This window comes from Paenochrobactrum sp. BZR 201-1, from assembly GCF_044987585.2.
In the GTDB taxonomy this organism is placed as follows: Bacteria; Pseudomonadota; Alphaproteobacteria; order Rhizobiales; family Rhizobiaceae; genus Paenochrobactrum; species Paenochrobactrum pullorum.
The window spans coordinates 48521-60908 of the sequence record NZ_JBJDRZ020000014.1 but is presented as its reverse complement, the minus strand read 5'-3'; the positions used below and the strand labels follow the sequence as shown (position 1 = coordinate 60908).

The 12388-nt window shown below is 49.0% G+C and carries 10 protein-coding genes; 1 reads left to right on the top strand and 9 read right to left on the bottom strand.

All coding sequences use genetic code 11. The annotated features are described in order from the left end of the window. Positions 1 to 176 precede the first annotated feature (176 nt). The 9 genes from ACI0FR_RS10085 to ACI0FR_RS10045 form a co-directional block, all read right to left on the bottom strand. The gene (locus ACI0FR_RS10085; protein WP_404908432.1) at positions 177 to 1238 is read right to left on the bottom strand and encodes a PLP-dependent cysteine synthase family protein; all 1062 of its coding nucleotides are present in this window, start codon (positions 1236 to 1238) and stop codon (positions 177 to 179) included. Between the two features lie 209 nt (positions 1239 to 1447). Beyond that, complete coding sequence (locus ACI0FR_RS10080; RefSeq protein ID WP_404908392.1) at positions 1448 to 2641, bottom strand: aminotransferase class V-fold PLP-dependent enzyme; 1194 nt, start codon at positions 2639 to 2641, stop codon at positions 1448 to 1450. 58 nt (positions 2642 to 2699) lie between these two features. Then, complete coding sequence (locus ACI0FR_RS10075; RefSeq protein ID WP_404908389.1) at positions 2700 to 4256, bottom strand: hypothetical protein; 1557 nt, start codon at positions 4254 to 4256, stop codon at positions 2700 to 2702. A gap of 17 nt (positions 4257 to 4273) precedes the next feature. Continuing rightward, positions 4274 to 5275 carry an ABC transporter ATP-binding protein gene (locus tag ACI0FR_RS10070; protein WP_404908386.1) on the bottom strand — a complete coding sequence of 334 codons (1002 nt, stop codon included), beginning with the start codon at positions 5273 to 5275 and terminating at the stop codon, positions 4274 to 4276. Next, positions 5272 to 6303 carry an ABC transporter ATP-binding protein gene (locus ACI0FR_RS10065; protein ID WP_404908383.1) on the bottom strand — a complete coding sequence of 344 codons (1032 nt, stop codon included), beginning with the start codon at positions 6301 to 6303 and terminating at the stop codon, positions 5272 to 5274. Before ACI0FR_RS10065 ends, ACI0FR_RS10070 begins: the two co-directional genes overlap by 4 nt. After that, positions 6300 to 7211, bottom strand: a complete 912-nt coding sequence (locus tag ACI0FR_RS10060; protein WP_404908380.1) for an ABC transporter permease — start codon at positions 7209 to 7211, stop codon at positions 6300 to 6302. Before ACI0FR_RS10060 ends, ACI0FR_RS10065 begins: the two co-directional genes overlap by 4 nt. Further along, entirely contained in the window at positions 7208 to 8182 is a 975-nt protein-coding gene (locus ACI0FR_RS10055) for an ABC transporter permease (RefSeq protein ID WP_404908377.1), read from the bottom strand. The genes ACI0FR_RS10060 and ACI0FR_RS10055 overlap by 4 nt, the downstream gene beginning before the upstream one ends. A 78-nt stretch (positions 8183 to 8260) precedes the next feature. Beyond that, complete coding sequence (locus ACI0FR_RS10050) at positions 8261 to 9877, bottom strand: ABC transporter substrate-binding protein (protein ID WP_404908374.1); 1617 nt, start codon at positions 9875 to 9877, stop codon at positions 8261 to 8263. Positions 9878 to 9910: 33 nt separating this feature from the next. Next, complete coding sequence (locus ACI0FR_RS10045) at positions 9911 to 11296, bottom strand: MmgE/PrpD family protein (protein WP_404908372.1); 1386 nt, start codon at positions 11294 to 11296, stop codon at positions 9911 to 9913. Between the two features lie 130 nt (positions 11297 to 11426). On the opposite strand from ACI0FR_RS10045, the gene ACI0FR_RS10040 reads away from it, so the two are divergent. Continuing rightward, positions 11427 to 12383, top strand: coding sequence for a LysR family transcriptional regulator (locus tag ACI0FR_RS10040; protein WP_374832045.1), 957 nt, complete (start codon positions 11427 to 11429; stop codon positions 12381 to 12383). Positions 12384 to 12388 lie beyond the last annotated feature (5 nt).

Below are 12388 nucleotides of genomic sequence, written 5' to 3'. Positions count from 1 at the left end.
TGTCAAGCTGGCTTGTACGCCAAGAAGCGGTGATTTTCATATCGATCTCATTGCCGAGTAGTGAAAAAAGCCTTGTTTTTCATGCTTTGCGCACTAAAAAACAGTCAAAAATAAACCCTGCTTTTAGTGGATAAAAGCAGGGTTTGTCTTATTTTAAGGTGATTTTTGTCTGATTTTTAAACGCTGATTAGGCGACCTTCCGCGAAGAAAGCATCAAGTTGCCGAAGGTAAGGCGCTATGTCAAAACCGTTTTGTTCAACCCATTCATCATTAAAATAAGTAGAGCGATAGCGGTCGCCATGATCGCAAAGCAGGGTGACAATTGAACCTTTTTCGCCCTTTTTCACCATTTCAGAAATGAGCAATGCACAAGCCCAGATATTGGTGCCGGTGGAGCCACCACAAGCGCGACCAATAATATTGCTGATGGTGCGTTGCGCTGCCAAACTTGCAGCATCGGGGACAGTCACCATGCAATCGACGACATCCGGTATAAAGGATGGCTCGACGCGCGGGCGGCCGATGCCTTCGATAATGGATGAGCAACGATCGATTTCCATGATGGAGCGGTCGGTAAAATGCTGATGGAAAATGGAAGCCTCTGGATCAGCTACGCAAAGACGAGTGTCAAGCTGGCGATAGCGGATATAGCGCCCCAAAGTGGCCGATGTGCCACCTGTACCAGCGCCTGTTACAATCCAGCGCGGATTTGGATATTCTTCATGGCTCATCTGATTAAAGATGGATTCAGCAATATTATTATTGCCGCGCCAATCGGTTGCGCGTTCCGCATAAGTGAATTGGTCGATATAATAACCGCCGGTTTCTTCTGCCACTTGTCGTGCTGCATCATAAACGGTTTTGGGATCATCAACCAGATGCGGACGGCCACCGTAAAATTCAATCGCGGCGATTTTTTCTTTTGAGGTGGTGCGCGGCATAACCGCTACAAAAGGCAGGTTGATCATACGCGCAAAATAGGCTTCCGACACAGCCGTGGAGCCGCTTGAGGCTTCAACAATCGTTGTATTGGGTCCGATTTTTCCGTTGCAGATGGCATAAAGAAACAGCGAGCGTGCCAAACGGTGTTTAAGACTGCCGGTCGGGTGGCTGGATTCATCTTTTAAATAGAGCGTAATGTCATTGAATTTCGGCAAATCAATGCGGATCAGATGTGTGTCGGCTGATCGGTTGAAATCCGCTTCAATTGTTGCAATTGCGCGGTTGCGCCATTCCATACTGCATGGTTGCGGACGGTTACATTGAATGATCTGTCCCAATTCTTATTGCCTCTATATCCAAAATACGGGTTACTTGACGTGAACTGAAATAGATATAATTCAATTTATACGAATTTGTCAAAAACAATAAAATATGGGGTAAATTTTTATCATTTACCCCATAAAGTTAGAAAATCATATTCGTTTGATGCTCAATAAATAGATTATCATTTCCCGTGGTTGAGCGTTTTTAATACATGGTCGATATCAATCATATTGTTATAAACATGTAAGCCAAAACGAAGCTGGCCGCGCCGCAATGTATGGATGATATTGGCGTTCAACAGTGTCTGGTGGATGTCGTTGATACGCGGATCATGCGAGAAGCCGTGGCCACCTGCATCCAATTCACCACAGGTGATGATGTGGCTTTCTTCGTGATTTTGCTGCGGCATGGAAACCAGCAAGCCTTGCTCAGCCAGTCCTTCACGCAATGTGCGCGCCAAATGAAGGACATGGGCTTCAATTGCCTTGGTGCCGATTTCGTTAAGGAGATTGAGTGAGGCTTCGGCTGCATAAGAGGCGGCAAGATTATAACTGCCGACTTCAAAGCGCTTGGCACTGGCATAGAGGTGATATTGATGCTCACCCATGGCAGATGCATCATCGCTGCCAAGATCAACACCTGTGCGTGAGAGATAGGCAGGATTTAAACGATCAAGCCAGTTTTCATTGATATACATGAAGCCGGAACCGTAAAGACCGAGCAGGCCTTTGCTGGTGGAGGTGGCAAAAGCATCTACCGGCTCCTGCGCTAAATCATGGTGCAGAATACCGGCAGATTGCACACCGTCGATCAGCAGAAAAATATTTCTCTTTTGGCAATATTCTCCAAGCTTTGTAGTATCTGTGCGGTAGCCCGGTGCAAAGCTGACAGAGGCAACTGTTGCAAGGCGGGTGTGCTGATCCATCGCCGCGATCATGGCATCAATATCAATACGCCCGTTGATAGCCGGTACAATCCGCACATCAATGTCGCGTTCGCGCAGACGCAGCCACGGATAAATATTGTTTGGGTGTTCGGCATCGGCGCAGATCACGATATTGTCGCCTGTTTTGAACGGAAATGCCCAGGCAATGGCATTAACCCCATCGGAAACATTGCGGGTGACGGCAACTTCTTCAGTATTAACCGACATCATTTGCGCAAATTGTATACGGCTGCTTTCGACATAATCCTCATGGTCGGTACGATTGGCGCTGGCCATGGCGAGCTTGTCGAGAAAATTGTCGACTGACTGGCGCACCGGATCGGCCAAAATCATTTTGTCACAAATCGACATATAGGTTTGAGTAGTGAGTGCCGGAAATAAGGCGCGGATTTCTTCGATTTTGGTTGCAGGCATTTTAGACACAGGCATGGGAACGCTCCTGAAGCGGCAATAAGATGTAAAAGCAGACAATCGGCTGGTGTGACGATTAAGGTCGGTTGAAATAGTCCAGTGCCATGGCAACCATTTTGGCGTGATGGGTTAAATGATTGTCGCGGGTGATCGGAAAATAGGCGTCGGGCATAGCAGGATTGCTTTCCAGTACCTCACCATTGGGACGGATTGTGTTGCCGCAACTCCATGCGAAAGAGGCAATTTTCTGCCCCGTACGCGGAAAGGTCAGCACTTCTTCATGGGTCCATGTTTTGGAAAAACCACCAAGAGGCATACCGATATGATGGCACATTTTGTTGTCGCAAAGTTGTGCTGCTACCTGATCAATATGCGAACCTGCATAAGGCACAGTGAGCATGACGATTTTGCCGGTGAAATGCACTGGAGCAGGCGGTAAAATGCCTGAACCACTTTCGGGTTGATGCGCACATTTGAATGGGATGGCGGCAGTTTTTGCTTTGCCCGCTTTCAGATCATTAAGCACCGTGCCAAGCAACCAGTCGCGTCGCCATCGGCAAGCATTGAGCTGCGCTAGATTAAGATTACCTTCCGCAATGGCGGCATCATCTTCACCCAAAACCGTTGCAATGACGGCTTCTATCGCATCGGAAAGGCGTAAATCGCCAAAGTTGATGCGAATGGGTTGCGAGGATAAATGCTGCAATAAATAGCCGCCGAAATCACCGCCACGCGAACGGGTCGCATCGTAAATGATATTATGTCCCAGATGTTGATGCGTCTGAGCATAAGCCATCAACGCATCAACATCTGTGGTCAGACTTTTGCCGAAACCATGCCATTGGATGATGATTGTATCTTTGGCTTTATCTGTATGAAGCGTGAAGGATGGTGTATCGAGCACTTGCTCGAAACCGTTATAAGGAGATAGCGTTTCTGCCCATTGCCAATGATTGGCGGGCTGATAATCAAGTGTGAGGTTTTGAACCGTACCGATTTTGTCTTCGAATTCTAACGCAAGTGTTGCTGGTTGCAGCCATTCAGGGATCAATCCTGTGCGCCGGATGATTTCATTTGGCATATGGTACCAGTAGAAATGCGGTGTTGAGTAACAAAAATAAGGCTCTGTTAGCGCTACATACTCATCAAAAGAGCGACCATTAATACTGATGAGACGCGCACCGAGTTCTGCACTTTTGTCGGCTTCAAAATTCAAGGCATAGCCGCTTAAGAACACAAATGGCTGATTTGAGGAAAAATCTGTTTTTAACTCGATGCCAACACGCGGTGCATGGTCGGCACGTTTGTCGGTATGGTTGAAGCGTATTCTTGCTTGCAATTCGGCTGGCAGTGGCAGACCGCCCTCAACCGGTTCTACTGACAGATGGCGGTCATGGCGGGTATTGGACAGTTTGGCCAAGGCATACCAAAGCTCCGCCGGTGTGGAAGCGTTGAGAATATCATTGCGATGATGCGCCATATCACGCGCCACATTGATGTCAAACAGCTTGTTTTTTGCCGGTGAGATAGCCTGACGGTGCAGTGTTTTTTCCACCAGATAATCATAAAGATCAGCGCGGTCTTTAATGGTGCCGATGAGATCTTCGGCATGGGTATCGTTCCAACGGGTCATGGAAATCGCCTCCATTTTCATGCCATCACCGGACAGGCAAATTGATGTTCTTCTTGCCCTGTCAGTGGCGGAATTGTCTGAGCGCAAGCCGGAACTGCATGGGTGCAGCGAGTGTGGAATGTGCATCCCGACGGCAGATTAAGCGGCGAGGGTACTTCACCTTCAACCGGCTCAAACTGCTGATCGCGGCGGTCGAGTGTCAGCACATTATCAAGCAGCACTTGTGTGTAAGGATGACGCGGATTGGCGAATATTTCTGCGGCATTCCCTTGTTCGACGACACGACCGAGATACATCACAGCCAGACGATCGGCTATATGTTTCAAAACACCCAAATCATGGCTGATGAAAACGTAAGTGAGATCCAGCTTGTCTTTCAGATCAAGAAACAGATTGATGATCTGTGCCTGAATGGAAACATCGAGCGCGGCAATGGATTCATCGCATATTATCATGTCCGGTTGCAGGGCAAGTGCGCGGGCAATGTTGATGCGCTGACGCTGACCACCGGAAAACTGGTGCGGATAGCGGGTCATTGCATCGGCATTAAGGCCGACAATTTCGAGTTGGTTGACGATGAAGTCTTTCAACTCACGCTTTTTCACCAAGCCATGCAAGAGCGGGCCTTCGCCGATCAGGTCTTTGACCTGCATACGTGGATTAAGGGCTGCACCTGAATCCTGAAAAATCATTTGCAGTTTCAGATTGGCAGGCTTGTCGCCGCGCATTACTGGTTTGCCGTGATAGGCAATTTGCCCTTCTGTTGGCTTGATCAAGCCAGCCATGATGCGGCCAAGGGTGCTTTTACCACAGCCGGATTCACCGGCAATGCCGAAAATTTCGCCTTTCCTGACGTGGATATCAACGCCATTGATGGCGCGTACCACTGGACGAGGGCCGCTTTTACGTAATTTGGCACCGATCTTGTCAATCCAGTCTTCCTTGCGGCCAAATTGATGGCACAGGGATTGTACTTCCAAAATCGTTTCGCTTTCAGGTGCGGATTTTATAAAATTCATAATGCAGCTCCTGTTTCCACAGGGTGCCAGCAACGATAAAAACGGCTTTCAGAAAGCCTGGTATCTGCTGGTGTTTCAAGGCATGTGTTATCGGCATATTCGCAGCGCGGACGGAATGGACAACCACGGGGCAAAGCCAGCATAGAAGGGGCATTGCCTGGTATTTGATAAAGACGTTTATTGGCCAAAGTGCTGCTGTGACCCGGTATTGAAGCAATCAGACCCTTGGTGTAAGGATGCAGGGGGCGATCAAGAATGGATGAGACTGAGCCGTATTCGACAATTTTTCCTGCATACATCACGGCAACATTTTGTGCGAGTGCAGCAACAACGGTCAGGTCGTGCGTAATCCATATCCATGCGGTGCCAAATTCACGCGATAGTTTTTGCACTTCAAAAAGAATTTGCGCCTGTGTGGTGACATCCAAAGCGGTGGTCGGTTCATCGGCGATGATCACATCAGGCTCATTGATAAGCGCAATGGCGATAGCAATGCGCTGACGCATACCACCGGAAAACTCATGCGGATAAGCGCTTAAACGACGCTCGGCATCAGGAATGCCAACACGTTGCATCACATTGATGGCACGTTCACGAGCTTCCTGTTTGCTGACTTTTTTATGCGCCAGATAGGTTTCGGTAAGCTGCGTTCCGATGCGCAGGCTCGGATTGAGCGACATCATCGGATCCTGCAAAATCATTGCTACACGGTTACCGCGTAAGTTCCGCATTTGTCGTTCCGACAGGCTGACCAGATCAACGATTTTGTTGTCACGGCCGCAATACTTGATGCTGCCATCAGTAATGCGTCCAGGTTTGTCGATAGCGCGCATGATTGAATAGCCGGTGATGGATTTGCCAGAGCCGGATTCACCGACCAATCCCATCACTTCACCACGCTTGAGCGAAAAGCTGATGCCGTCGACAGCGCGCACTACTCCGGCGCTGGTATCAAACTGGGTTTTAAGATTTTTCACCTGAAGCACAAAGGGTGATGCAGCAGGGGATGCTGAAACTGCTGTCGTCATTTTTTAAGCCTCGGATTGAACATATCGCGCAACTGGTCGGCAATCAGGTTGATTGCAAAAACCGTAATGAGAAGCAGCACACCCGGAAAAACACTGATCCAGTATTTGCCACCCATCAGATAGCCAAATCCATTGGAAATCAGCAGGCCTAATGAAGGCTGCGTAACCGGCATACCAAGCCCAAGGAAGGACAATGAGGCTTCAATGGAAATAGCAGATGCAAGCTGCACCGAGGCAATAACCAGCAATGGCGGCAGACAATTGGGCAGGATATGACGCCAGAGAATGCGGAAGGTCGGGATATGAGCCAGACGTGCCGCCAGCACATATTCGCGGTTGCGTTCCGATAATGCGGTGCCACGCACATTACGGGCAAAATAAGCCCATTGCACAAGAGTGAGCGCCAGTATGGTTTTATCCAGCCCGCGCCCAAAAACAGCCAATAACAGGAGCGCGATCAAAATGGTCGGGAAGCTCATTTGCACATCAACAATGCGCATGATAACCGCATCAACTTTACCGCCGGCATAGGCCGAAATAAGGCCGAGCAACACCCCAATAACAAGCGCCATGGCAAGGCTGCTCCATGCCACCATGAAACTGGAGCGCAAGCCATAGAACATGGCGCTCAGCATATCACGACCATTGGCATCGGTGCCAAGCAGATAATATTGCCCCATGCCACCAACTGAACCGGGGGGCAATTCGGAATCCATAAAATCGACCTGCATTAAATCATAAGGATTTTGCGGCGAAATCAGTGGGGCGAAAATGGCGATAAACAGCAAAATAATAGTGACGGCCAAGCCCAGGAGCGCCGTATTGCTGGTGCTGAATTCGCGGAAGAAATTATAAAAGCGTGTGCTTTTGCGCCATTGCTGAAAACGTGACAAAGCGGAACTCGTCATGATGCACGCCCTGTTCCCGCGCGCGGATCAAGCACGATGTAAAGTATATCAACGATGAGATTGATGGTGACGAACATGAAGGTGAAAATCATCATATAGGCAATGACCACAGGACGATCGAGCATATTGATCGAGTCAATCAACAGCTTGCCGATGCCAGGCCATGCAAAAACAGTTTCTGTAATAATCGCACCGGAAACCAGACCGCCGATTTCAAGGCCGATAATGGTGACAATCGGTATCATCACATTGCGCAGAGCATGCACAGTAACGACGCGCCAAGGCGACAGACCTTTGATGCGGGCAAGTTTGACATAATCAAGCAGCATCACTTCCTGCATTCCGGCGCGCCCTAAGCGTAGCATTAGCGCCAGATTACCTGTTGCCAGTGTGACGGCTGGCAAAATGAGGTGGGTGAGCCCGTCCCATGTGAGAAAGCTCCATGCAACACCGTTGATCTCTACCGTTTGGCCGCGTCCGATGGCCGGAAAGACCGCCAATTGCACGGCAAAAACCAACAGCAACATCAGGCCAAGCCAGAAATTTGGCAGGCTGAAGCCGAAAATCGAGCTGATGGACGCAAATTTACTAAAGCGGCTATCCGGAAATGTTCCTGCCAGAATACCGAGCGGCAAACCGATGCCAACGGAAATGATGATCGAAATCAGTGCCATTTCAAGCGTTGCCGGCAGACGTTGCAGCAGCATAGTGGAAACCGGCAAAGCGGTGACAAAAGATGTACCGAAATCGCCACTGAGCAGACGCCCCATATAGCGCATATATTGAATGTAAAGTGGCTGATCCAGCCCCAGCCGCTCACTGATTTGCTGGATTTCCAGCGCTGTGGCGGATTCATCAGCCAGAACTTCCATCGGGTTCCCGATCATGTAAAGTCCGGCAAATGTGATAAAGCTCAAAGCCAAAAGCGTGATGAGCGACTGTATCAGTCGCCGCGCGATCATCTCGGCCATATTTCCCCCCTGACTGTCGCAGGTATTATTCCCTTATACGGCTTTGTAACCGTATAAGGGATCAGTATTGAAGTCGGATTATTCAGCAGGTGTTGCGAAAATTGCCGACGTCACATTGGCCTTCGACGGAATATATTTCACATTCTTGGACGAAGCCCATGTCGCTTTCGGGCTGTAGAGCGGCAGAATACCGTAATCGCTGATGGTCATCGCCATTGCTTTTTGCAGCATAGCTTCACGCTCTGCGTCATCCATGGTTTCGGAGGCTTTGTTGACCAGCGCATCCATTTCCGGATTGGAATAACGACCACGGTTTGACGTGCCGATGCCTTTTTCATGATCACGGGTGCCTGCAATACCGCGCAATGTATAAGCGGCTTCACCGGTTGAAGTACCCCATGAATGGATCATCTGTGCAAACTGGAAGTCATTGGTTTTCGGAATGAAAACGGCATGTGGCATGGTTTCAATTTCGGTGCGCACACCAATACGTGTCCACATCTGGCCGATAGCCTGTGAGGCGCGCACACGTGATGTGTCGTCGTTGGAGGTGGTGAGTACCACACGGAAACCTTCCGGATAGCCCGCTTCTTTCAAAAGCTCCTTGGCGGCAGCCGGATCATAAGGCTCAATCGGAATTTCCGGATTATAGCCAAAGAGACCTTCAGGCACGAGCTGGCTTGCTGGTAATGCATCGCCGGAAAGGCCACGCTCTACCAAGCTTTTGCGGTCAAGCGCCATGGAAAGCGCCTTACGTACCCGCACGTCAAGCATCGGATTTTTGTCTAAAGGTTTGCCGTTATTATCGCTTACCTGACCTGCAATCGGCTTTTCGTGTTCAACATCAAGTGCCACAAAAACAATACGGTTGGTAGCGGTTGACCAAAGCGCGATATTGGGTGCTTTTTCCAAATTCGCAATGTCGCTGGTCGGAACACTGGTGATAAGATCAACGTCACCGGCAAGAAGTGCGGCAATGCGTGCCGGATCAGAGCTGATAATGCGCTGTGTTACCTTGTCCCAAGCAGGCTTGCCGCCCCAATAATCGTCATAGCCTTCAAACTCGTAAATCTCGCCGATACGGGCATTTTTGAATTTATATGGGCCGGTGCCGATCATGGCTTTACCGGTTACATAGTCCTGTGTGGTTTGGTTTTCGCCGTTTTTACGCGAAATAATCTGCACATCGGCCAGATTGATCGGCAGGTTTGGTGCTGCACCTTTGGTGACGATTTCAAGGGTGTGATCATCAAGCGCTTTATAAGAAACCACATCGGCCAGACGTGCAGTAAAAGGGCTAGGGCTGTCGACGATGGTTGGAATACGCTCAAAGGTGAAGATCACATCATCGACAGTAAATGGTGTGCCGTCATGAAATTTGACGTTTTTACGCAAATTGAAATGCCAGATATTGTCTCCCATATACTCCCAACTTTCGGCCAGAGCCGGAATAGGGCGCATATTCTCGTCTTTCCAGGTCAGCCCCTCAAAAACCTGACCTGTCATCGAGATGTTGGAGCTATTGGCATGAAAATGCGGATCAATCGAGGTTGGTGCGGAGCTCATCCCCATCCGCAAATCCGCAGCCCACGCTGATGCTGTCAACACACAGCAAGCTACTCCCGCCAATGAGACAGCGCGCATAAAGCGTGTTGCCTTTGTGGTTTGAAGGCGAATTTCGTGATTTTCTATCATGATTTTTCTTTCGTTCGCTAGATTTCAACCAGTTTAGTCGTGTTTTTGCAGCACAGGACGTAATGCGCGAATATCGGATAATGTTTCGATATTGAGCACGGTTTCGATAAATTTATCAGTCTCTTGTTTAAGAAGCAGCGACAATAAATCCTGCGCCTTGCGGATAACGTCATTACGATCCATTGGATTTTCAACTACGCCCTTTACTGCATAAGTGCGGCGGCTGACGGTACGTCCATCTGACAAAACCGCAGTGACAATAGCTTGCCGGATAGGCATCGCAGTTGCCAGTTCATCGCTCGGCAGTAACGACATTTTGCTCTTCATGGCCAGAATAGCCGGATCCAGCAAGCGAGCATAATCATGCGACGTATGGAAGCCAAAACGGCCATCCACCAGCATTAATGCAAGACAATGTTTGCAGTTGATATCCGGCACGCCACGGTCTTCCACGACATCAACCACATGAGACGGTAATTCGATGGTTAGGCTCTCGATATTGTTTAAATGAACACCTTCATGTTCCATCAAATATTCAAGAGAATCGAGTGCAGATTGAATAGGTGAACCCACGCACCATTTTTTGATATTGGTGAGCATCACCTCAAAACGGGTGCCCAATTCACCAATTAGAAAATCGCGATCCGGATTGTCCGAATAGGCATCCATGAAATTGCCGCGGCCTTCAATCACATCGTCGGTGCCGGAAAAACCATGAGCGATCATTGCGGCTGCACTCACGCCATTGCGGGCTGGAAGGCCTGCAAAATGGAAAGCTTTTTCCATATGGTCTTTATCGCGCATCCATACGGCAATACCGCCGGTTTGATGCGCAACATTGGAGAAAACATAAGCCATGCGCTTTGCATCAATTTTATAAAGAGCGCCGGCTGCGGCTGCGGCTCCCCATGCGCCTCCAATACTATAAGGGCCATGTCCGCGCGCATAAATATGGTTTGAGCCAAGTGCGATATTCATGCGGGCATAATAATCATAGCCAAGCACCACAGCTTTCAAAAAGTCGCTGCCACTTGATGCATTGGCCTCTGCTGCCGCTAGTGCTGCTGGTACAATGGCACAGCCCGGATGACCGATCGCGGCCGGATGACTGTCGTCGGTTTCATTGGCATGAGCCATGATGCCGTTGACAAGTGCTGCATCAGCCGGATGCAAAAAGCCGTCGGAAGCGACAATGCAGGCAGCTTTATCTGCTGCCTGTGACAGGGTTTTGGAATAAGACAAAGCCATTTCACCCACCGTCAAACGGGCGCCGGTGATCATGGCACAGAATGTATCCAAGATATGATATTTGGCTTTTTCTGCCACTTCGTCAGGGAGCGTATCGCTCAAAGCATTGGAGGCATAGGCACTCATGCGCTTGATATAAAAATGCTCGCGATTTTTATCACTGTGTGTCATTAATTCCGGCTTCATACTATACCTGTTATGCTTCACTTGGGTTGGCTTGAGTTTAAGTTCGTAGGCAGAAGCGGAGCAAACGGATTTTTGGAATAGTTATAGTCCGGTTTGGACATCTGGCCGCAGCCGGATGTCAGGGCAGGCATGGTGGGAAGAAAGTAAGGGTGTGGATTTAAGTTGGATTGAAGATTTTCTGGCCGTGGTTGAATGCAAAGGTTTTGCGCGTGCTGCACGTCAACGCAATATTACCCAGTCAGCTTTTTCCAAACGCATTCGATCCCTTGAAAATCATCTGGGCGGCGAGTTGATTGCCCGTAATCGCCAGCCTTTGGAACTCACTGAATTAGGTGAGCAATTCCTCAATGATTGCAAGCCTATCATCATCAGCGTGCGTCGCGCCGAGGAAAACGCGCGTCAATTGCTTGGTCATGATCGCTATTTGCTGAAATTTTCTGGCGCTACCACGCTGGTGCAATCTTTTTATCCGTCATGGATAACCCGCAAAAAAGCGCTGATGCCGGAGATTGTGCCCAATGTTTTATCATCGCGCACTACACCGGAAGATGTGCAGGCACTTGATAGCGGTGAATATGACTTTTTCCTCACCTATCATTCGTCGGGACAGGTTTCTTCGTTTGATTTGGAGCAGTTTGAATATAAGATTTTAGGACCTGAACAAGTGGTGCCGGTTTGTGTGCCTGATAAAGACGGCATAACACCAAGCATCAATTTGGATGATTTGAATGGTGTGGTGCCTTATGTGGCGCGGTTGCCGGGTTCTTATATTGGTAATATTGTTGAAAGCCGCATTGCTGAAAATCATTTGCAGGTCTTGAAAACTTGTCAAGGTACCAATGGCGAAAATCTGCTCGGGCTGGTGTTGGAAGGCAACGGCATTACATGGATGCCTTATGACCGGATTAAAAATTTACTGAGTGATAAGAAACTCGTTCTTGCAGGTGGTGCAAGTTGGACCGTCCCGATTGAAGTTCGCATTTACAAGCGCCTTGGTCGCAGTCGCACTGTGGTGAACAGGTTCTGGGCAAGTATTTCGGAAAACGGTAAAGAATTTCCGATCCAAATTTAAAAATA

What these genes read in the sequence shown, in the direction of transcription:
- ACI0FR_RS10085 (WP_404908432.1), bottom strand. Translation starts at nt 1,238, where the DNA reads ATGGAATGGCGCAACCGCGCAATTGCAACAATTGAAGCGGATTTCAAC.
- ACI0FR_RS10080 (WP_404908392.1), bottom strand. Translation starts at nt 2,641, where the DNA reads ATGCCTGTGTCTAAAATGCCTGCAACCAAAATCGAAGAAATCCGCGCC.
- ACI0FR_RS10075 (WP_404908389.1), bottom strand. Translation starts at nt 4,256, where the DNA reads ATGACCCGTTGGAACGATACCCATGCCGAAGATCTCATCGGCACCATT.
- ACI0FR_RS10070 (WP_404908386.1), bottom strand. Translation starts at nt 5,275, where the DNA reads ATGAATTTTATAAAATCCGCACCTGAAAGCGAAACGATTTTGGAAGTA.
- ACI0FR_RS10065 (WP_404908383.1), bottom strand. Translation starts at nt 6,303, where the DNA reads ATGACGACAGCAGTTTCAGCATCCCCTGCTGCATCACCCTTTGTGCTT.
- ACI0FR_RS10060 (WP_404908380.1), bottom strand. Translation starts at nt 7,211, where the DNA reads ATGACGAGTTCCGCTTTGTCACGTTTTCAGCAATGGCGCAAAAGCACA.
- ACI0FR_RS10055 (WP_404908377.1), bottom strand. Translation starts at nt 8,182, where the DNA reads ATGGCCGAGATGATCGCGCGGCGACTGATACAGTCGCTCATCACGCTT.
- ACI0FR_RS10050 (WP_404908374.1), bottom strand. Translation starts at nt 9,877, where the DNA reads ATGATAGAAAATCACGAAATTCGCCTTCAAACCACAAAGGCAACACGC.
- ACI0FR_RS10045 (WP_404908372.1), bottom strand. Translation starts at nt 11,296, where the DNA reads ATGACACACAGTGATAAAAATCGCGAGCATTTTTATATCAAGCGCATG.
- ACI0FR_RS10040 (WP_374832045.1), top strand. Translation starts at nt 11,427, where the DNA reads ATGTCAGGGCAGGCATGGTGGGAAGAAAGTAAGGGTGTGGATTTAAGT.